This is a genomic window from Mumia xiangluensis, from assembly GCF_010994095.1.
GTDB classification, from domain to species: Bacteria; Actinomycetota; Actinomycetes; order Propionibacteriales; family Nocardioidaceae; genus Mumia; species Mumia xiangluensis.
On sequence record NZ_WJYO01000006.1, the window covers coordinates 26,685 to 47,080 of the forward strand.

Genomic DNA, 20,396 nt, shown 5'->3' on the forward strand with positions numbered 1-20,396 from the left:
ACCCGCCGGCGCCGGCTCGAATCAGCGTCCGGGCAGCCGCACGACGGTGACGAAGAACTCGTCGATCTGACGGACCGCGGCGATGAACTGGTCCAGATCGACCGGCTTGGTCACATAGGCGTTGGCATGGAGCTTGTAGCTGCGCAGGATGTCCTCCTCGGCCGAGGACGTCGTGAGCACGACCACCGGGATCACGGAAAGCTCCGCGTCGGACTTGATGACCTGCAGGACCTCCCGACCGTCGTACTTGGGCAGGTTGAGGTCGAGCAGGATCAGGTCCGGCCGCGGCGCCGCCGTGTGCGCGCCGCGACGGTACAGGAAGTCGAGCGCTTCCTCGCCGTCACGCACCACGTGGAGCGTGTTGGCGATCTTGTTGTCCTCGAACGCCTCCCGCGTCATCAGCTCGTCGCCGGCGTCGTCCTCGACAAGCAGGACCTCGATCGGCTTCGCTGCGGCGTTCATGGGTGACTTCCTTCGCTGCCGGTGAGGGCTGTGGGGGTCGCGGACGCGGTGGCGCTCGCGAGGGCTTCGGCGTGTGCGCGAGCGGAGCTCGCACGGCGGGGGAGAGTGAAGCAGATCCGGGCGCCGTCGACGTGCTCGGTGTCGACCCAGATCCGACCGCCGTGGTGGTCGACGATCTTCTTGCACAGTGACAAGCCGATCCCGGTGCCCGCATAGGCCTCGCGGCTGTGCAGGCGCTGGAAGATGACGAACACCTTCTCGGCGAACTCCGGCGGGATGCCGATGCCGTTGTCGGTGACGGTGACCAGCAGAGAACCGCTGTCGTCGTGCTCCGGTGCGGGGACGCACGTGATGGTGATGACGGGCGCTCGGTCGGGTGCTCGGAACTTGACGGCGTTGGCGAGGAGGTTCTGCCACAGCATCGTCAGCAGGGTGGGGTCGCCGTCGATGGTCGGCAGCACCGCGGGCCGCTCCACCCGAGCATGCGCCTCCTCCAACGCGGTCGCGAGATTGGCGACAGCCTCGTCGAGCGCGCTGTCGAGGGCGACCTGTTCAGTCTGGTCGTTGAGGCGGCCGACGCGGGAGAACGTGAGCAGGTCGGTGATGAGCACCTGCATCCGCTTGGCGCCATCGACGGCGAAGTCGATGTACTGCTTGCCGCGTTCGTCGAGGCTGTCGGCGTACCGTTTCTCCAGCAGCTGGCAGAACGAGGCAACCTTGCGTAGCGGCTCCTGGAGATCGTGCGAGGCGACGTAGGCGAACTGCTCGAGCTCGGCGTTCGATCGGCGCAGGTCGGCGGCCTGGGCGTCGAGCTCTGCTGACTGCGCCTGGAGGAGCCGTTCCTGGGCGAGGGAGGCGTCGAGCGCCTCGACGATCCGGTGTCGCATCAGCTCGACGTCGTTGGCCACAGCACGGATGTCGCTCGGCCCGTTCTGGGAGATGGTGTGGCTGAAGTCTCCGTCCGCGATCGTCCGCGAGGACGACTGGAGAATGGCGAGGGGGCGAGTCACCAGCATGCGGACCAGCAGCGTCATCAACGCTCCCGCCACGAAGAAGGCGCAGATCAGGGTGACGAAGACCCAGGTCTGCAGATCGCGGGCATCGTCGAGGTTCTGCTTGCTGGTGTTGCGCGTCGCGAGCAGATTCGCGTTCTGCTCGTCGAACATGGTCCGGAGCTCGTCGAAGGCCACCTTCGCCTGTCGCGAGACCGCCGGATCGAACGCCTGCGCGCCACCGGCCCCGACGGTGGCCATCATCGGCTCGGCGTAGTCGCGCCGCCACGTCTCCGCCGCGTCCTGGATCCGGTCGAGATCGCTCGTGACCGTGGGATCGTCGGGCAGCAGGCGTCGGAGCGCTGCCGCCGCGTCCTGTTCTGTCTCCATACCCTCGGTGTAAGGCCTGGAGAACTCGGGATCGGCGGTGAGAACGTAGCCGCGGGCTCCGGTCTCCTGATCGAGGAGCGCTTTCTGAAAGCGGTACGCCTCGGACCGCGCGGGCTGGATCTGGTCGATGAGCTGGTCCGAGGCCGATGCTGTGCGCCCGAGCAGCTGCGCTCCGACGACGGTGCCGACGGCGACGAGGAGCACCATGATCGCCAGCACGACGAAGAACCAGCCCTGGACCGTCACCCGGGCCATGGCGGAGTAGACCCAGCGCCGTGCGCGGCGCGCCCTGGTGGTCATCGGTCCTGCCTCCATGTCACGTGCAGAACGGCGACGTCGTCGTCGAGTCCGCCGAATCCCTCGGCCAGCCCCTGCGCGTGCCCGATCAGCTCGTCCACGAACGACGCGCCGGGCAGGCTACCGAGAGCCCGTGCGGCGGCGAGCAGGCGCTCCTCGCCGAGTCGCGCGCCGCTGGCGGCGATGCGGCCCTCGAACAGCCCGTCGGTGAACAGGACCAGCGCCCCACGCTCGGGCAGAGCGAGCTCATAGCGAGGCCAGTCTGCATCGGGAAGGATGCCCAGTGCCGGCCCACCGGGAACCTCCAGCCACGCGACGTCGCTTCCGGAGCGCACCATCACGCCGGGGTGGCCGGCGCGGACGATGAAGGCCGTCCGGCGGTCGGCGAGCAGCGAGACGCAGGTCAGCGTCGCGAAGGTGTGGTCCTGGGCGCGCTCGGCAGCAAGGATCTGGTCGAGCCGACGCAGTCGCTCGGTGCCCGAGATACCGCTGAGCACCAGGGTGCGCCACGCGATCCGGAGCGCGACGCCGAGCGCCGCCTCGTCGGGGCCGTGCCCTGACACGTCACCGATGAGCACCTCCACCGTCCCGTCGGGGAGCTGGACGACGTCGTAGAAGTCACCGCCGAGCAGCGACTGCGCTCGCCCGGGGTGATATCGGGCGACGATCTCGGGTGCGTCGATCCCCTCGAGAAGCGGTGTGGGCAGGAGTCCACGCTCCAGGCGGGCATTCTCCTCGGCGCGCAGCTGACTGGCTTGCAGCGCGGCAGCCGACTGCTCCGTCTGCGTGCGTTGGACGGCGTACCGGATCGCGCGACCGAGCCACTCCGGGTCGACCCGCCCCTTGACGAGGTAGTCCTGCGCCCCGGCGGCCACCGCGGCCAGACCGGACTCCTCCTCCGCGAGCCCGGTGAGCACGACAACGGCGGTGCCACCGGTCCATTCCCGGAGGGCCTCCAGGGCGTCGAGCCCGTGTGCGTCGGGAAGGTGCAGGTCGAGGAGCACGCAGTCGACCGGCTCGGACTGGAGCGCTGCCATGGCCTCCTCGATCGACCGCGCCCACCGCAGAGACATCCGCGGGCGGCAGTCGGCGACCAGCTCCTCGACGAGCAGCGCGTCGCCCGGATCGTCCTCGACGAGGAGCACGACAGGCTCGCGGCGATCGTGGAGGAGGCCGCCGAGCGCCGAGCGGGTCACCAGCCCGAGGTCTCGGCCGCCGGGGGACTCCGGCGTGGAGGTTTCTTGCACTCTGTTAGCACCGTTCTGCGCCGGATCCGACATCCGCGCAGTCAACACGGCTGTGGAGTCACGATACACAGCGCGCGAAGCAGGAGGGGGCACGGTCCGTCGGCAGGCTCGTCGGCAGACGCTCACGCCTCGAGGTCTGCGAGCGCCTCCTCGAGAGTGGGATGGACTCGCAACGCCTGCAGGAGGCCGGTGAGAGCGAGCAGGCGGTGTGCAGGGCCGTCTTTCGGGCAGACGAGGATGAACGGCGTCCGCAGCACCCACGCCTTCTTGTGAGCGCGGACCAGGAGGCCGAGACCGATGGAGTCGATGAACTCGAGTGCGGAGAGGTCGACGACGAGCGCTGGCACACCCTCGACCAGGAACTCGTCCAGCGCGATTCGCGCCGGCGCGAGGGACAGCAGCTCCAGCTCTCCGCGATACGTCACGACGATGGCCCCGGGGCGCTGTTCGGTCGTGATGGAGAACGAGGACTCGTCGAGCTCGCCCTGCGGGATGGTGCCGGTCATCTGTTGTCTCCGCTTCGTCATGTGAGCGCCCGTGCGGGTGCCCTAACCTCTGCCACCCACTGAGGTGGCGCGATGGTTGTACCCGCAATCGCCTCGCCTAGACCGCTTGGAGCCGGATTTGTTCACGCTCGGGTTCGTCGGCCTGCTCGAGCGGGGGCGCAGCGGGCAGCGTCCGCGTCGGCCACTGGACGGCTACGACCGCCGACAGCACGAGCAGCCCGCCGAGCCACTGGACCACGCTGAGCGTCTCGCCGAACACCAGCGCGGCGGCTCCGACGGTGACGACGGGTTCGAGGATCGAGAGGATCGCCGCCATCGACGGACCGACGCGAGCCATCCCGGCGAAGAAGAAGAGGATCCCGCCGACGGTGCTCACGAGGGCGATCGCCGCGAGCCACAGCCATCCCGCGGGCGCGATGTCGAGATCGGTGCCTCCGCGTACGGCGCCGGTGACCAGGAACGTCCCGGTGGCGCCTGTGCACACCAGCGCGGCAAGGGCGAGCGGCGGAACGTCGCCGGTGACGCGGTCGCCGACGAGGATGTAGACGGTGTACGTGACCCCGGCGCCGAGGCCGAGGAGCACCCCGAGCAGGTCGAGGTGTCCCGACGTCGCGCCGCCGAGCACCAGCCCGATCCCCGCCAGAGCGGTGACGAGCGCGAAGACCCGGCGCGCGGAGGCGCGTTCACGTCGTAGCGCCACAGCTCCGACCATGACGAGCACCGGATACACGTAGAGGAGCAGGGCGACCAGCGAGGCGTCGATCCGGGTGAGGGCTGAGAAGTACAGGCCCGACTGCAGGGCGTAGCCGAACACACCCATGCCCAGACCGGTCAGCACGGCACGGCGCGGGAGGCCGCGAAGCGCCCCGCGCGCCAGGGCGACAGGCACCAGCACCGCGGCCGCCAACCCGAAACGGACCAGCAGGAGCGCGTCGACGGTCACGCCGGACTCGTACGCGAGCTTGCCGAAGACAGCCATCGCGCCGAAGGCGGTGGCGGAGAGCATGCAGAAGAGGCGACCCACCCGTCCATCGTCGGGTCAGGGAACCGTTCACGTCTATCACGACTTCTCGCACATCATCGTGTAGGTATTCTGAACAGATGCTGGATCTACACCGCCTGCGCCTCCTCCGCGAGGTGGACAGCCGTGGCACGGTGCACGCCGCCGCGCGTGCGCTCGGATACACACCGAGCGCTATCTCGCAGCAGCTCGCCGTGCTCGAGCGGGAGGCGGGGACCCCGCTCCTGGAACGGATCGGGCGCAACGTCCGCCTCACCGAGGCCGGGCAGGTCCTCGTGGAGCACGCGACCCGCCTCCTCGACGGCATGGAGGCCGCCGAGGCCGAGCTCGCGATGGTCGCCGCCGGACGCGCTGCCGGGGTCGTACGGATCGCGTCGTTCCAGTCGGCGTTCCTGAGCGTCGTGGCACCGGCGATCCGGTCGCTGGCCACCAGCCATCCCGCCGTCCGGGTCGAGGCGACCGAGCTCGAGGTCGAGCAGGCGGCACCCGCGCTACGCCTGCACCAGCTGGATGTCGTCGTCGGGGACGAGTACGACGGCCAGCCCCGCGCCGTCCACGCGGACCTCGAGCGCGAGCACCTGCTCCGCGAGGACATCTACGTCCTGCTGCCGCTCGACCATCCGGCGGCGGCGGTGGACCCGGTGCCGGTGGCGCGGTTGTCCGACATCGCGTGGGCGGCGTGCCAACCGGGCACCGGGCACCGTGAGATGCAGGTGCGGGTCTGCCGCGAGCTCGGCGGGTTCGAGCCGGACCTGCGCTACAGCTCCGACGACTTCCTGATCCTGCTGGAGCTGGTCAGAACCGCGGGTGCCGCGGCGCTCCTGCCTGATCTGGTGCTCCACCACGGGGCCCCCGGAGTCGCCGTACGCCGTCCCGCTGAGGGCCTGGTCGGCCGCGAGGTGTTCATGCTCACCCGACGGAGTCGTACGGCGGCGGTCGCTGCGGTCGCCGACGCGCTGCGTGACGCAGCCGCCGCCGCTGGGCGCGAGACCAGCCAGCCGCTCCCGTAGCCGATGTCAACCGGTGACGTCCTCGCCGCGGAAGCGGATCACCGCCTGCGTCCGGTTCTTCACCTGGAGCTTCGCCAAGATGGCGCTGACGTGGTTGCGAACCGTGACCGGCGAGATCACCAGCGACGCCGCGATCTCGGCATTGGTCATCCCACGAGCCACGCACTCGAGGACCTCACGCTCGCGGCCGGAGAGCTCGGGCAGGTCTACCTCGTGGGGAGCGAGGAGCCGGGCTGCCAGCCCGGGACCGAGCACCGCGTGGCCGTCCGCCACCGCACGCACGGCGTTGACGAGACGGTCGGCGGAACCCCCTTGACCAGGTATCCGTCGGCGCCGGCGCGGATGCACGCCAGAACCGTGGCGTCCTCCTCGGCGAGGGTCAGGACAAGGACCCGTGCTCCTAGGCCGAGCAGGTCCGGGAGCGCCGTCGCACCGTCCACGACCGGCATCGCGAGATCGAGGAGGACGACGTCGGGCTTGTGCCTTCGCGCCTGCGAGAGCGCCTCGCGACCGTCGCTCGCCTCGCCCACGACCGCGATCCCTTCGGCGCGGGCGAGCTCGAACACGACGCCCTCACGGAACCAGGGATGGTCGTCCACCACGAGCACCCGGATCATCGCGGCGCCACCGACGAGTCCCCGTCGGGGAGCACGGCGACGACGGTGAGGCCGCCGCCGGGTGTCGGACACAGCGCGAGGGTGCCACCGAGCTCAGCCGCCCGCTGACGCATCGAGGTGAGCCCGGTGCCCGCCTCGGTGCCCGACATCCCGGGCCCGGTGTCGCTCACCTCCAGGACCAACCCGTCGACCTCGTGACGGAGAACCACGTCGACCTGCTCGCTACCGGCGTGCCGTCGGGCATTCAGGATCGCCTCGCACGCGATCCGGTACGCCGCCACCTCGACCGCAGCGGACAGCAGGGCGGGTCGGTCGCCGGTGACCTGCACCCGGACTCCGAGCGACCGGCCGGCATCGACGAGGGCACCGATGAAGCCGAGCTCGTCGAGCGCCGGTGGTCGCAGGTCCCGGCTGATCCTGCGGGTCCGTTCCAGTGCGGTCCGGGCCTCTGCCTCGAGGCGCTGGAGCCGCGTGCTTGCCAGGTCGGAATCGGTGGCGACGAGGGCTGGCAACGATCCGAGCTGCATCGCGAGCCCCGCAAGAATCGGGCCCAGGTCGTCGTGGAGCTCCTGGCGAAGGCGCGCGCGTTCGTCCTCGCGGCTCGCCACCAACGTCTGGCGCGCCGCTGCCAGGTCGGCTGCCATGCACATCACCCGAGCCGCCCTGGCGCCGTGCTCCGCGAGGTCGTGGACCAGCTCGCGCTCGCTCGTCCGCAGCGATCGCCCGGGCGCGAGCCCCACGGACAGGCTTCCCGCGTCTCCTTCGCCGCCGTCCAGCACGACGACCTCGGCGGGGGTGGCCGGCGTGGGCGGCCGGCCGTCGAGCACGGTGCTGCCCCGGAACTCGACGACCACCCACCGCGCACGGACCGACAACCGCACCGTGTGCGCGAGGCCCTGGAGGAGCCCGTCGAGATCGTCCGACGTCGCCACTGACGCGCTGAGGCGACGGAGCGCGCGCTGCGGCTCCGAGCCGTCGCCGTACATCGCCCTGCTCAGCATCCGCTGGAGGAGCGATCGGGCGGGCAGCAGCGCCAACGCGACGCCAGCGGTCAGGAGCGCCGTCAGCTGCTCCGACGCTCCGACCGCGGTCGACGCAGCGACGAGAGACGCGTAGGCCACGAGAAGCGTCACGGTGAGGAGGCTGTAGACCACGGCGTGCGAGACGACGACCTGGACGTGGTCGACCCTGCCGCGCAGCACCGCTGCCACGATCGATCCGGTGAGAATCAGCGCACCGGCGAGGTGGAACCACTCAGCGGCAGCGGGCCACACCAGGTCGGGAACCGTCAGCATCAGGACGAAGACCACGACCCCGGCCAGAATGCTCACCGCTGGTGCCCGCTCCTGCGGGACTCTGAGGCGGTGGACGACAGCCGGGAGGCCGAGCACGAAGGGGACGACGAGGACAGGCTCGAGGGCCTCGAAGGCAGTGGCCCAGGTCTCGGGCAACACGCCGATCGGGTTCTCGAGGCTGCCGCTCGACGGGCTCCCGACGGTCGCGGAACCGCTGACCAGGCACCAGCCGGCGATCACGAGCAGCTGGGCGGCGACCACCGTCGCGACGAGCGGTCGCCAGCGCACCGACGGCAGCCGTCCGTCAGGGAGGAGCACCACGAGCAGGAACGTCGCAGGGACGATCACGGCGCTGCCGCGATCCACCCACCACGCGGCCCACGGTGCGCCCCATCCACCGCCCGCCGAGAGCCAGGCGAGGGCCAGAGCGGTCCCACCGAACGCGACGCCGACAAGCACCATCAGCCACCCGACAGGGTTACGAGGCAGTCGGGCGGCGATGAGGCCTCCGGGAGGCCCGAACACCATCGCGAAGGCCACCGCACCGGAGGCGACCGTCTCGCCCGCACCGATGACGACGGCGAGCGCCGCCGAGGCGACCGACGTCGCGGCGAGCGACCATGCGACCCACGAGGGTCGGCGACGCATGGCGGGAGCGGTGCGTGCTCTCACGGTCCCAGTATCACCGGAGCGGGTCGGCAGGCAGCGCGGATTGACCGAGCCACTCCCGCTGAGGCATCCGTGCCACGGCCACCCCGAGCCACACGAGCGCGACGAGGAGGAGCACATGCGGTTCGACGATCCCGATCGGTGAGAGGGCGAAGTCCCAGACGAGGAAGACGATCAGGAGGACGGCCGGAACCTTGGGGAGCCCAGCCCGCCAGCAGGCGACGGCGAGCAGGAGCACGCCGAAGAACGAACCGACCAGGTGAGGCACGAGCGATCCAGCCACCATGCCCCAGTCCTTCAGGTAGCCGTCCTCGACCAGGGTGACGGCAGCGTCGACGCCGAGCACGTCCGGCACGACGACATGAGCGACGTACGTCCCTGCCAGGACGTTGCCGAAGCCCCACATCCCGAGGACGGTGAGAACGGTCGCGACGGCGGTGAGCCGGGGCGCGCGCCATCGCGTGATCTGTGCGAGGCCGAGGAGGCCGAGCAGGAGGCAGACGCTCGAGAGCATCACGCCGAACCACACCGCCTGGTAGACGGCGTGGTGCTCGAGTCCCCAGACGAGCAGCTCGCGCCGCTCCGGGTCGCCGGCGAGGAGATGGTCGGCGTACTGGAGACCGCCGTTGAGAAGACCGCCCAGGATCAGGCAGGTCGCGACTCCGAGCTGGATCGCTCGGGACAGGGGCGGGACGGGGCGTACGGTCCCTACGGTGGAGAGCGTGGTGTCGGTCATGACACGAGGATCGATGCGCGAGCCGCGCCCGCGCATGGTGCAGATGTCCCAACCGGGGCGGGAAAGATCGACGTCCCTGCGGCCGGCGACGTCAGGTCGTGACGACGGTGCCCTCGAGCTGAGGCGCCGTCGTCCGGAGCTTCCCGCGACGCCAGGCGGTGTGGATCGCGAGCGCGGCGACGACGCACCCCAGCAGCCCGAGCGTGAGATCGCCCAAGGTGTCCGTGTAGGCGCTGCGGCGCTCGGTGGACTCGCTGATGAAGGCGAAGTACTCGGCGAGCTCCCACCCGATCGCGGCGGTCGCACCGAAGGCGAGAGCCCGCTCGAGCGTTGCGCCGAGGCCCGCGCTGCGCGGCAGCGTCAGGAGGATCACCGCAGCCGCGAGGAGGCCGGTGTTCATGAAGTGCATCCAGTCGTCGAACCACACGACGGTGTCGTACAGGTCGATGCGGTTGCCCAGGATGTCCGTGAAGCAGGTGATCGTGATGAGAAGGTCCGCGAGCCACGGGAAGGACGCGCGCTCGCGCCACCACACGTGCCACACCACCGGGACCGTGAACGCGAGCGCCGGGTAGGCGACGGCGCGTGCCACGGCGCCCTTGCCCTCGAGGTTGCCGAGCTCAGGGAACGCGAGCGCGGTGCCGAGCATCAGCACCAGCAGGGCCTTGCCTGCGATGTCGAGACGTCGCACGAGCGCGGGGGCAGGATGCCGGACAGCGGCGACGTCGGTCATGCGCACACGCTAACGGAGGGGTCGGGGCTCTCCGTTCACCCGGTCTGGCCGGAGTCCTTCATCGCACCCCAGCCGTGCCACCGGTCGACCTCGATCCAGGCGCTCACCCGGGCACGGTCACGGTTCGTGTACGCGTGCCCGGTGTAGTGGGTCGAGAGCCGGTCGATGTCGGCGAGCCCGTCGTCGTCGTACAGCTCGACGACCCGGCCGATCACCGTCAGGTGCGTCGACCAGCCGTCCTCCGCGAGAGCGGTGAGGCTGACGCGCGGGTCACGGCGGAGGTGCGCGAGGCGTACGCGTCCTTCGTCCATGTTGACCAGCACGCGGCCGTCGTCCCAGAGGTACCAGGTGGCTGCGGTGACCGGTGAGCCGTCCTTGCGCAGGGTGGCGATGACGGCAGGGTTCGGCCGTCGCAGCATGGTGACGGCCTCGTCCGGCAGCGGTGGCTTCGACACGGGGACTCCTTCGCTCGAGGGCGGCGGTCACCCGTCACGCTACTGCGCCCACGTCGGGATCGCCTCGCGCCGCGAACCGCGGGAAAGAGTCCTGCGGCGAGGGTCCCCAGGGCATACGTTCTCTCCGAGGACCTCGCGTCCGCCGAAGGGAGCACCCGTGAGCGACGAACCACCACCCCCGTACGCACTCACTGCCGAGGAGGCCGTCGCCGCCGGTGGGTCGGACGCCTCCACAGGCCTCACCGCCGCCGAGGCAGCAGCCCGGCTCGCGTCGTACGGGCCCAACCAGATCGCTGCCGAGAAACCACCGACCGCCTGGGCGATCGCGGCGCTCCAGCTCCGCGACCCGATGAACATCATGCTCGTCGCGGTCGCCGTCGTCAGCCTGGTCATCGGCGAGGTCTCGACCGGTGTCGTCGTCGCCTTCCTGATCCTCCTCAACGTCGTGCTCGGGACCCGCCAGGAGCTGACCGCGCGGGCGAGCGTCGACGCCCTGGCGAAGATCCAGGTCCCGCAGGCACGCGTGGTCCGCGACGGCGAGCAGCGGCTCGTGCCCGCGACCGAGGTGGTCCCCGGAGACGTGCTGCAGGTCGAGGCCGGCGACATCGTCGCCGCCGACGGCCGCATCCTCCGGTCCGCGACGCTCGAGGCGCAGGAGGCGGCGCTGACCGGCGAGAGCGCGCCGATCCCGAAGGATGCGCACGCGCTGCCGTCGGCCGAGGTGCCGCTGGGGGACCGCACGAACATGCTCTTCCAGAACACGTCGGTGACCCGCGGGACCGGGGCGCTCGTGGTGACCGCCACGGGCATGCAGACGCAGATGGGCCAGATCGCGACGATGCTGACCTCGGTGACCCGCAGCCGGTCGCCGCTGCAGAAGGAGCTCGACGCGCTGACGAAGGTGCTCGGCCTCGTCGCCTGGGGGGCGGTGGCGATCATCGTGGTCGTCGGTCTCCTCCGCGGCATCCCGGGGAAGGACCTCCTGCTGCTGGGGACGGCGATGGCGATCTCCGCGATCCCGACCGGCATGCCCGCCTTCGTGTCGGGCCTGCTGTCGCTCGGAGCGAAGCAGCTCGCGGAGGCGAAGGCGGTCGTGAAGAACCTCACCGACGTCGAGACCCTCGGCGCCACCAGCGCGATCAACACCGACAAGACCGGCACCCTCACGCTCAACCAGATGATGGTGTCGATGCTGTACGCGTCCGGCGAGTGGTTCACCGTCGAGGGCGAGGGCTACCGCAAGACGGGAGAGATCCGTGCCGTCGCCGGTGCGCCGGCCCCGGACTTCACCAGGCTCGGGCTGGGTCTCGTCCTGGACAGCGACGCCGTGGTCGGCGACGACCAGACGGTGATCGGAGACCCGACCGAGGCGGCACTCGTCGTCCTCGCCGCGAAGCTGGGGATCGACGCCGAGGAGACCCGGCGTGCGTACCCGCGGCTGGCCGAGGTCCCGTTCGACTCCGACTACAAGTTCATGGCGACGTTCCACCGCGTCCACGTCGACGGCGCCGAGCACGTGATGGCGCTCGTGAAAGGTGGGCCGGACGTCGTCCTCGCCCGATGCAGCAGCGCCGGCGGGCCGCTGAGCAGATCGGTCGTCCCCATCGCGGAGGCGGAGGCGGGGATCGACGCCGCGAACGAGCGGATGGGCGAGAAGGGGCTGCGCGTCCTCGCGTTCGCCGCAAGGATCATCGACGATGCCGACCTGCAGCGGATGACCGACGACCCGATGTCGCTCGTGACGGATCTGGGCTTCGTGGCGCTCGCCGGCATCATCGACCCGCTGCGCGCCGAGGCCAAGGACGCCGTACGCGTCGCGCTGACCGCCGGCATCGACGTACGCATGATCACCGGCGACCACGCCGTGACCGCACGGGCGATCGGCGAGGATCTCGGCCTAGGCGCCGGAGCGATCAGCGGTACGGAGCTCCAGGCGATGACCGACACCGAGCTGAAGGAGCGCCTCCCGCAGCTGCACGTCTTCGGGCGCGTGACCCCGGAGGACAAGCTGCGGCTCGCCCGCGCGATGCAGGAGGAGGGCCTCATCGTCGCGATGACCGGCGACGCGGTGAACGACGCCGCCGCCCTCAAGCAGGCCGACATCGGCGTGGCGATGGGTAGCGGCAGCGAGGTCACGAAGCAGGCCGGGCGGATGATCCTCACCGACGACAACTTCGGCACGCTCGTCCATGCCGTCGAGATCGGGCGGCGCGCGTACGACAAGGTGGTCGCCTACGTGCGGTTCCAGATGACCCAGCTGCTCGGGCTCGTCCTCCTGTTCCTTGCCGCGACCGTGTTCGACATCAACGACGGCGTCGCCATGCAGCCGACCATGGTGCTGTTCCTGCTGTTCTTCGCGACCGCCGTCGGTGTCGTCGTGATCGCGGTCGACCCGGGCGATCCCGACGTGATGCACCGCCCACCACGCGACCCCGCGCTGACGATCTCCAACCGCAAGGCTGTGATCCAGTGGCTCGTGTACGCCGCTGCGCTGTTCGTCGCCGGACTCATTCCTCTCGTCGCCGGCCCCGACGAGCCGCGTACGGACGCCGCGTCGGTGTCGATGACGATGACGTTCGTCGTGATGGGTCTCGGGACGGCCTTCAACGCGGTCGTGAACCGGCGCGACCCGGCGAGCGGCCTCGAGCCGCCGGTCCTGAAGGCTGTGGGCATCGCGTCCGTGACGTTCGTGGCGGTGCTGCTCGCGACCGAGCTGCCGACCTTGCGCGAGGGCCTGGGGACGACGCCGCTGACGCCGAGGGAGTGGCTCGTCTGCTTCGGTCTCGCTGCGCTGCTCCCGCTGGTCGTCGAGGTCGGCAAGCTCGTACGACGTCGGCGTGAGGGCCCGTCCTCGCTCCTCGCGGCGGACGCGGCGGTGGCTCCGGAGCGGGCTCAGTCCGCGGTGGTGAGCGGGTCGCGCTGATGGCCAAGCCCACCATCGTGACCGTCGACGACGACGAGAGCGTGTCCACCGCGATCGCTCGCGACCTGCGGACCCGATACGGCGACGACTACCGCGTCGTGCGGGCGACGTCGGGAGCCGGAGGTCTCGACGTCCTGCGCCGGCTCGCGCGCCGTGGTCAGCCGGTCGCGCTTGTCGCCGCCGACGAGCGGATGCCCGGAATGACAGGCATCCAGATGCTCTCGCAGGTGCGTGAGTACGCGCCGACCGCGAAGCTGCTGCTGCTCACCGCATACGCCGACATGGACGCCGCGATCGCCGGGATCAACGACATCGGGCTCGACCAGTTCCTCCTGAAACCATGGGACCCACCCCAGGAACGGCTCTATCCGGCGGTCGACGAGCTCCTCGACGACTGGCTGCGCGCCAACCCCGACCACACGAGCGACATCCGCGTGGTCGGGCACCGGTGGTCGGACCGCACGCACGACATCAAGACCTTCCTCGCGCGCAACCACATCCCGTACCACTGGTACGACGTCGAGGACGACGCCGACGAGGCCGCCCGGCTGCTCGGGCTGGGCGGCGCGGCGGTCGCCGACGTGCCGGTCGTCCTGACGCCGGAGGGCGTGACGCTGCGCTCGCCGTCGACGTACGACCTGGCGACAGCGCTCGGCCTTCGCACCCAGGCGGAGCAGCCCGTGTACGACCTCGCGATCGTCGGTGCCGGTCCGGCAGGTCTGGCGGCCGCCGTGTACGCGGCGTCCGAGGGACTCAGCACCGTCGTCATCGAGGGCGAGGCGCCTGGCGGACAGGCGGGTCAGAGCGCGGCGATCGAGAACTACCTCGGGTTCCCGCGCGGCCTGACCGGCGGGGATCTCGCGCAGCGCGCCATCGCCCAGGTGGGCCGCTTCGGTGCCGAGCTCGTGGTGGCGCGCGACGTCGTCGGCCTCGAGCGCCGCGGACCTGTGCGCGCGCTGACGCTCGCGGGCGGCGGTTCCGTCGAGGCGCGCGCGATCGTCGTCGCGACCGGCATGTCGTACCGGCTCCTGCCCGCGAAGGGCGTCCCGGACCTCACCGGGAGGGGTCTCTACTACGGCGTCGGGGCAGGGGAGGCGTCGCAGTGCGAGGGCGATGTCGTGCACGTCGTCGGTGCCGCCAACTCCGCGGGCCAGGCGGTGCTCAACCTCGCCCGGTACGCGAAACGGGTGGTCGTCCTGGCGCGCGGCACATCGCTCGACGACTCGATGTCGCGCTACCTCGTCGAGCGGATCGAGGCCGCACCGAACGTCGAGGTCCGGTATCGCGCCGAGGTGCTCGAGGTGAAAGGAGAGGGCCACGTCGAGTCGCTCGTCATCGGCGACCGCGACACCGGGGACCGCGAGGTGGTGGCGAGCAGCTGGCTGTTCGTGTTCATCGGCGCCACGCCGCACACCGACTGGCTCGGCGGCGAGGTCGTCCGCGACGACGAGGGCTATCTGCTGACGGGGCGATGGTTGCAGCGCGACGAGGAGTCACGCGGGTGGCCGCTCGCCCGTGCCCCGTACGCACTCGAGACCAGCGTCCCAGGCGTGTTCGCCGCCGGCGACGCGCGCCACGACTCGATGAAGCGGGTCGCCTCGGCGGTCGGCGAGGGCGCGATGGCCGTCGCGCTCGTGCACCGCTACCTGGCGGCGACGTGATCACCGTCGATGACCTGCGCGCCCTCCCGTTGTTCGACGGGATGCGCGACGACCAGCTGGCCGACCTCGTCGCCGTCGGTGAGGAGGTCGCGATCGAGCCCGGCGCGGAGCTCTTCCACGAGGGCGACGATGCCGACGCCTGGTGGCTGCTCATCGACGGCGCGCTCGATCTCCTGCGCCACGTGGGGCGGGAGGACACCGTTGTACGCCAGATGGACCAGCCCGGGCAGTGGGCGGGCGGGTTCCGGGCGTGGGACGAGCACGGCCGCTACCTCGCCTCCGGACGTGGGGCGCGGCCCGGACGGCTCCTGCGGGTGCCGGCTCCGGCGCTGCGGGACCTGTCCCAGGAGTGGTTCCCGTTCGCGGTGCGCCTCATCGAAGGCCTGTACAGCACCGCCCGGAGCATCGAGTCGACCGTCAGGCAGCGCGAGTCGCTCGTCACGCTCGGCACGCTCGCAGCGGGGCTCGCCCACGAGATCAACAATCCCGCGGCTGCCGCCGTACGCGCCGTCGACGCCCTCGAGACGTCCGCCTCGAACGTCCTCGCCTCGGTCGGTGGGCTCGCCGACCAGCAGGTCTCCTCCCAGGACGTCGCCACCCTCGAGGCGCTGCGACGGGAGATCACACCCCTCGGGGCGGGTGCTGACCCGATCGACCTCGCCGACACCGAGGAGGCGCTCACCGACTGGCTCGAGGCGCACGACGTCGAGCGGAGATGGCGGCTCGCGACGACGCTGGCTGCTGCGGGCGCCGACGTCGCGTGGTGCGAGCGGGTCGCGGGATCCGTGGCGCCGTCCGCACTCGGGCCCGGCATCGCCTGGCTCGCGGCCACCGCCGAGACGGCTCAGCTGCTGAACGAGGTGAAGGTCGCGACGGGTCGTGTCTCTGCTCTGGTCAAGGCGGTGAAGTCCTACTCGCAGGTCGACCGCGGCGAGACGCGAGCGATCGACGTCACCGAGGGCATCGAGAGCAGCCTGCTCGTGCTCGGTCACCAGCTGCGCGCCGGCGTCGTCGTGACACGGGACTTCGCGGCCGACCTCCCGACGATCGAGGCGAACGCCGGCGAGCTCAACCAGGTCTGGACGAACCTCGTCGACAACGCCGTCGATGCGATGGACGGCGCCGGGAGTCTGCGGATCTCCACCCGCGCCACGGACGACGGCGGCGTCGAGGTGGCGGTCGCGGACTCGGGACCGGGCGCACCGGAGGCGGTGCTCGCGCGGGCCTTCGACGCGTTCTACACGACGAAGGACGTCGGCAAGGGGACCGGCCTCGGCCTCGACATCGCGCGGCGGATCGTGGAGGAGCGCCACCGGGGGACGATCGCGCTGGTGCGCGAGGGCGACGAGACGGTGGCACGGGTGACCCTGCCGCCACGGTGACGCGGCCTCGACCGCTTCGCGCCTCGACCTTCGAGGGCGGGGCGGAGTCAGCGCGGAGTCAGGTCGGCGGGTGAGGCCAGGCGTCCGGCGACGGCGGTCGCCGCCGCGACGAGCGGCGACACGAGGTGGGTGCGCCCGCCCTTGCCCTGCCGGCCCTCGAAGTTGCGGTTGGACGTCGAGGCGCTGCGCTCCCCGGGGGCGAGCCGGTCGGCGTTGAGCCCCTGGCACATCGAGCAGCCCGCGCCACGCCACTCGCCACCCGCCGCGGTGAACACCCGGTCGAGCCCCTCCGCCTCCGCCTCCAGCCGGATGCGGGTGGAGCCGGGGACCACGAGGAGGCGGGTCCCGTCGGCGACCCGGCGCCCGTCCAGGACGGCGGCCGCGGCGCGCAGGTCCTCGAGCCGGCCGTTGGTGCACGAGCCCACGAACACCGTGTCGATCACGATGTCCCTCAACGGCGTGCCCGCTGCCAGGCCCATGTAGTCGAGCGCGCGAGCGGCAGCCGCCTGCGCGGCGGCGTCGGCGAAGTCGCCGGGGGAGGGCACGACGGACCCGAGGGGTACGCCGTGCGCGGGGTTGGTGCCCCACGTGACGAAGGGCGTCAGCTCGGAGGCGTCCACGACGATCTCGCGGTCGAAGACTGCCCCGTCGTCGGTCCTGAGCGTCCGCCAGTAGGCGAGCGCCGACGCCCACGCCTCGCCGCTCGGGGCCTCGGGACGACCGCGGAGGTAGGCGAACGTGGTCTCGTCGGGGGCGATCATCCCCGCCTTCGCGCCCCACTCGATCGACATGTTGCACAGCGTCATCCGCGCCTCCATCGAGAGCGCCTCGACGACCGGGCCCCGGTACTCGACGACGTAGCCCTGCCCGCCGCCGGTGCCGGTGCGGGCGATGAGACCGAGGGCGAGGTCCTTCGCGGTGACCCCCGGCGGCAGTGCACCAGTCACGGTCACGGCCATCGTCCGCGGGCGGGCCTGGGGCACGGTCTGAGTGGCCAGCACGTGCTCGACCTCGCTCGTGCCGATGCCGAAGGCGAGCGCCCCGAACGCGCCGTGGGTCGAGGTGTGGGAGTCGCCGCAGACGATCGTCATGCCCGGCTGGGAGAGTCCGAGCTGGGGGCCGACGACGTGCACGATGCCCTGCTCGACGTCGCCCATCGGGTGGAGGCGTACGCCGAAGTCGGCGCAGTTGCGGCGCAGGGTCTCGACCTGCGTCCGTGACAGCAGGTCGGCGATGGGCTTGTCGAGGTCGTGCGTCGGGACGTTGTGGTCCTCCGTGGCCAGCGTCAGGTCGGGACGTCGGACCGGCCGTCCTGCGAGCCGCAGGCCCTCGAACGCCTGCGGGGACGTGACCTCGTGGAGGAGGTGGAGATCGACGTAGAGCAGGTCGGGCTCCTCGCCCTCGCCGCGTCGTACGACGTGCTCGTCCCACAGCTTCTCGCTCAAGGTCATCGCCACGGACGCGAGAATATACGATCCGTCGCGAGCGGTTGTCAGACGAGCTTCGGGAAAGACAGCAGGATCCCGCTGAGGATGATGCATCCCACGATGCCGAGGCCGAGGAGTGCCCACTGGCTGCGCGGATCGCGCATCCGTCCGGAGAGAGCTCCGAAGAAGAGCACGACCGCGAACGCGATCGTCATCATCGTGTAGTTGTCGCCACGCTGGTTGTTGCGCAGCGCCTCGCGGAACTTCGCGTCAGCACGACCGTCGGCCGCTGCGGACTCGGTGGCCTCCGGGATCACGTACCCGGGCATCTCGAACGGGCTGGCGGGCGCCGACGGGTCCTGGAGCGGCCGGCTCGCCAGCCACTCCGGGAACACCGTCGCGAGCGGCTCGGGAAAGCGCTCCTGCAGGAAGGCGGTGAGCGTCTGGTCGTCGTCCTGGTAGGCCGCGAGCCACTGCGTGAACAGGCCGACCTGGATGGTCTGGCGGCGGTTGGCGTCCGCATCCAGGCGGGCGGCCTCGATCCGAGCCGACGACGCCTGGCTGAACGAGATCGACATCGCGCCGCCCCACTTGCTCGCCTGGAAGCCGGTCCACGCGGTGAGGATGGCGGTGACGGAGAGGAGGAGCACGGTGACGAGCTCACGCCAGTCGGTGCGATCGTGCGTCGCTGCCCTCGCATCCATGCTCGGAGTATGTCCGAGCCTCACGCCGTCCGCTGGCCCACGGCGTCGTCGAGCCAGCGGCGGAGCTCCGTCGCCAGCGCCACCGGAGCGTCGAGCTGGATGAGGTGCCCGGCGTCCGGGACGACGGTCACCGTGCTCCCGGGGATCGCCGCGTGGAGCCGCTCCGCGCGGTCGGGCGGGATCCAGGTGTCCTCGGCTCCCCACACGATGTGCGTCGGGGCTGCAACGTCGCCCAGGAGCGGCTCGAGGTCGGCCGTGAAGCGCTCGTCGGCCTGGGCGATCTGGCGGTAGAACGCGGCCTGGCCGATGGGACCGAGCCAGGGGTCGGTGAGCATCGCCAGCGCTTCCGGCGTCAGTCCGACCTGACTGGCGGTCGCGACGTACGCCTCGAGCGCTCCACGGTGGACGGCCGCAGGCAGCTGGGCGAACACGTCGGCGTGCTCCTTGACCAGTCGGAAGAAGGGCGAGCCCCACGGGCGCAGCGCCACGACGTCGACCAGGCAGAGGGACCCGTACGGCACGCCGTGCAGGAGGTGCCCGCGCAGCGCCACGGCGCCCCCGAAGTCGTGCGCGACGACGTGCGGGCGGTTCGAGGCTCCAGTGCTGGAGCAGCGCGGCGAAGACCTCGCCCTGAACGCCGAGGTCGACGGCGTGCCCGGCGTCCTTCGACGATGCGCCGTAGCCCGGCATGTCCCACAGGTGCACCGTGAAGTCGGCCGCGAGCGCGTCGGCGTACGGCCGCCAGAGCGACGAGGACCAAGGCGTCCCGTGGCACATCACCACCGGCGGTCCGCTTCCGGCAGTACGCCAGGCGATCCGCCGTCCCTGCCACGAGAACTCTCCGTCGCGTCTCATTCCTCGAGTCTGTCAAGCGCGTGCGCCGCGCGCGCGTACCTCCCGCTGATCCGACGGAACGCGGCCGCCAGCTCGGGAGGCCCGTCGACGGTGAAGTCGGCGTCGAGCAGGCCGATCCACAGGGCGAGCTGGTCAGGGGAGTCCGATCCCACGTGCGCGACGCAGCGCGTCGCGTCGACCTCCTCGACGATCACCGCCGGGGGCACCCGGGCGATGATGTCCGCCGCGGGTGCGTCGACGTACGCACGTGCCCTGACCTGCCAGGTCGCCGTGCCGACCGAGCGCTCGACGAAGCCGATCAGATCGCCCTCGGGCTCGTCGCGGGGGACGAAACGTGGCCCGTTGGGGGTGCGGAGACGCATCCTGTCGACCCGGAACGTCCGCCACGCGTGCCGCTCGACGTCCCATGCGGCGAGGTACCAGCGGCCGCGGGTGTGCACCAGCCGGTGCGGCTCGGCCGTACGGCGGGTGGAGGTGCCGTCACCCGCCTCGTAGCTGAACCGCACACCCTCGCGGCAGCGGACGGCGTCGGCGATGGCGGTGAGCCGCTCGACCGGGACGGCGGAGCACTCCGTCGGCATCGCCACCGTGGCAGCGACGAGGTCCTCGAGGCGGTGGCGCAGCGGAGCGGGAAGGGACTGCTCGAGCTTGACGAGTGCGCGCAGCGCCGTCTCCTCGAACCCGGCGACGCCGGCAGCCGCCGTCCGCAGCCCGATCGCGACCGCGAGCGCCTCCTCGTCGTCGAGCAGCAGCGGCGGGATCGCGGCGCCGTGACCGAGGCGGTAGCCGCCCGCGACGCCCGGCGCTGCCTCCACGGGATAGCCGAGGCTGCGCAGCCTCCCGACGTCGCTGCGGATCGTGCGGGTGCTGACCTCGAGCCGCTCGGCCAGCGCGGGGCCGTTCCAGTCACGCTGCGACTGCAGCAGGGACAGGAGGCGGAGCAGGCGTGCCGACGTCGAGAGCACCCCACCATCCTGCCTCGGATCGCGGAAGCAAGCCTTCCGCAAGGCCTCC

The 20,396-nt window shown here is 71.2% G+C and carries 19 protein-coding genes and 1 pseudogene; 4 read left to right on the forward strand and 16 right to left on the reverse strand.

The features are described 5' to 3' along the window. Positions 1-21: 21 nt before the first annotated feature. The 5 genes from GH747_RS17725 to GH747_RS17745 form a co-directional block, all read right to left on the reverse strand. Positions 22-462, reverse strand: coding sequence for a response regulator (locus GH747_RS17725; RefSeq protein ID WP_149770969.1), 441 nt, complete (start codon positions 460-462; stop codon positions 22-24). Further along, on the reverse strand, positions 459-2,144 hold the full coding sequence (locus GH747_RS17730) for a sensor histidine kinase (protein WP_205603015.1): 1,686 nt from the start codon (positions 2,142-2,144) through the stop codon (positions 459-461). Before GH747_RS17730 ends, GH747_RS17725 begins: the two co-directional genes overlap by 4 nt. After that, positions 2,141-3,388, reverse strand: a complete 1,248-nt coding sequence (locus GH747_RS17735) for a PP2C family protein-serine/threonine phosphatase (protein WP_228552986.1) — start codon at positions 3,386-3,388, stop codon at positions 2,141-2,143. The genes GH747_RS17730 and GH747_RS17735 overlap by 4 nt, the downstream gene beginning before the upstream one ends. Positions 3,389-3,510: 122 nt before the next feature. Next, positions 3,511-3,894: an STAS domain-containing protein gene (locus tag GH747_RS17740; protein ID WP_163695756.1), complete on the reverse strand. Its 384-nt coding sequence runs from the start codon at positions 3,892-3,894 to the stop codon at positions 3,511-3,513. A 97-nt stretch (positions 3,895-3,991) separates the two neighbouring features. Beyond that, complete coding sequence (locus GH747_RS17745) at positions 3,992-4,918, reverse strand: DMT family transporter (protein WP_149770972.1); 927 nt, start codon at positions 4,916-4,918, stop codon at positions 3,992-3,994. Between the two features lie 77 nt (positions 4,919-4,995). Between GH747_RS17745 and GH747_RS17750 the strand changes: the two genes are divergently transcribed. Next, a complete protein-coding gene (locus GH747_RS17750; RefSeq protein ID WP_149770973.1) occupies positions 4,996-5,925 on the forward strand; it encodes a LysR substrate-binding domain-containing protein in 930 nt (309 codons plus the stop codon). Between the two features lie 6 nt (positions 5,926-5,931). Here the strand turns inward: GH747_RS17750 and GH747_RS22355 are convergent, their stop codons facing one another. The 6 genes from GH747_RS22355 to GH747_RS17780 form a co-directional block, all read right to left on the reverse strand. Next, the gene (locus tag GH747_RS22355; RefSeq protein WP_240466211.1) at positions 5,932-6,075 is read right to left on the reverse strand and encodes a helix-turn-helix domain-containing protein; all 144 of its coding nucleotides are present in this window, start codon (positions 6,073-6,075) and stop codon (positions 5,932-5,934) included. A gap of 56 nt (positions 6,076-6,131) precedes the next feature. Further along, positions 6,132-6,542 carry a response regulator gene (locus GH747_RS17760; RefSeq protein WP_149770974.1) on the reverse strand — a complete coding sequence of 137 codons (411 nt, stop codon included), beginning with the start codon at positions 6,540-6,542 and terminating at the stop codon, positions 6,132-6,134. After that, positions 6,539-8,509 carry a sensor histidine kinase gene (locus GH747_RS17765; protein ID WP_149770975.1) on the reverse strand — a complete coding sequence of 657 codons (1,971 nt, stop codon included), beginning with the start codon at positions 8,507-8,509 and terminating at the stop codon, positions 6,539-6,541. The genes GH747_RS17760 and GH747_RS17765 overlap by 4 nt, the downstream gene beginning before the upstream one ends. Before the next feature lie 10 nt (positions 8,510-8,519). Then, positions 8,520-9,242: a hypothetical protein gene (locus tag GH747_RS17770; protein WP_149770976.1), complete on the reverse strand. Its 723-nt coding sequence runs from the start codon at positions 9,240-9,242 to the stop codon at positions 8,520-8,522. Between the two features lie 91 nt (positions 9,243-9,333). After that, positions 9,334-9,975: a DUF2238 domain-containing protein gene (locus GH747_RS17775; protein WP_149770977.1), complete on the reverse strand. Its 642-nt coding sequence runs from the start codon at positions 9,973-9,975 to the stop codon at positions 9,334-9,336. A 35-nt stretch (positions 9,976-10,010) separates the two neighbouring features. After that, positions 10,011-10,430: a PPOX class F420-dependent oxidoreductase gene (locus GH747_RS17780; protein ID WP_149770978.1), complete on the reverse strand. Its 420-nt coding sequence runs from the start codon at positions 10,428-10,430 to the stop codon at positions 10,011-10,013. A 157-nt stretch (positions 10,431-10,587) separates the two neighbouring features. Between GH747_RS17780 and GH747_RS17785 the strand changes: the two genes are divergently transcribed. From GH747_RS17785 to GH747_RS17795, 3 genes are read left to right on the forward strand one after another with little or no spacing between them, the layout of a single operon-like run. Next, positions 10,588-13,353 carry a cation-translocating P-type ATPase gene (locus GH747_RS17785; RefSeq protein ID WP_205603016.1) on the forward strand — a complete coding sequence of 922 codons (2,766 nt, stop codon included), beginning with the start codon at positions 10,588-10,590 and terminating at the stop codon, positions 13,351-13,353. Continuing rightward, positions 13,353-15,014 (forward strand): FAD-dependent oxidoreductase, encoded by a 1,662-nt coding sequence (locus tag GH747_RS17790; protein ID WP_149770980.1) that lies wholly within the window; start codon positions 13,353-13,355, stop codon positions 15,012-15,014. Before GH747_RS17785 ends, GH747_RS17790 begins: the two co-directional genes overlap by 1 nt. Further along, positions 15,011-16,396, forward strand: coding sequence for a sensor histidine kinase (locus GH747_RS17795; protein WP_205603017.1), 1,386 nt, complete (start codon positions 15,011-15,013; stop codon positions 16,394-16,396). The genes GH747_RS17790 and GH747_RS17795 overlap by 4 nt, the downstream gene beginning before the upstream one ends. A gap of 47 nt (positions 16,397-16,443) precedes the next feature. Here GH747_RS17795 and leuC read toward each other — a convergent pair whose 3' ends face one another. The 5 genes and pseudogenes from leuC to GH747_RS17815 form a co-directional block, all read right to left on the reverse strand. Next, entirely contained in the window at positions 16,444-17,853 is a 1,410-nt protein-coding gene (leuC, locus tag GH747_RS17800) for a 3-isopropylmalate dehydratase large subunit (RefSeq protein ID WP_149770981.1), read from the reverse strand. 35 nt (positions 17,854-17,888) lie between these two features. Next, complete coding sequence (locus tag GH747_RS17805; RefSeq protein WP_149770982.1) at positions 17,889-18,527, reverse strand: hypothetical protein; 639 nt, start codon at positions 18,525-18,527, stop codon at positions 17,889-17,891. 20 nt (positions 18,528-18,547) lie between these two features. Further along, entirely contained in the window at positions 18,548-19,078 is a 531-nt protein-coding gene (locus GH747_RS22095) for an alpha/beta fold hydrolase (RefSeq protein ID WP_205603029.1), read from the reverse strand. Between the two features lie 97 nt (positions 19,079-19,175). Further along, positions 19,176-19,382, reverse strand: a pseudogene (locus tag GH747_RS22510) (alpha/beta fold hydrolase); the annotation flags it as partial. Next, entirely contained in the window at positions 19,379-20,347 is a 969-nt protein-coding gene (locus GH747_RS17815; protein WP_149770983.1) for a helix-turn-helix transcriptional regulator, read from the reverse strand. The pseudogene GH747_RS22510 and the gene GH747_RS17815, both read right to left, overlap by 4 nt. Positions 20,348-20,396 lie beyond the last annotated feature (49 nt).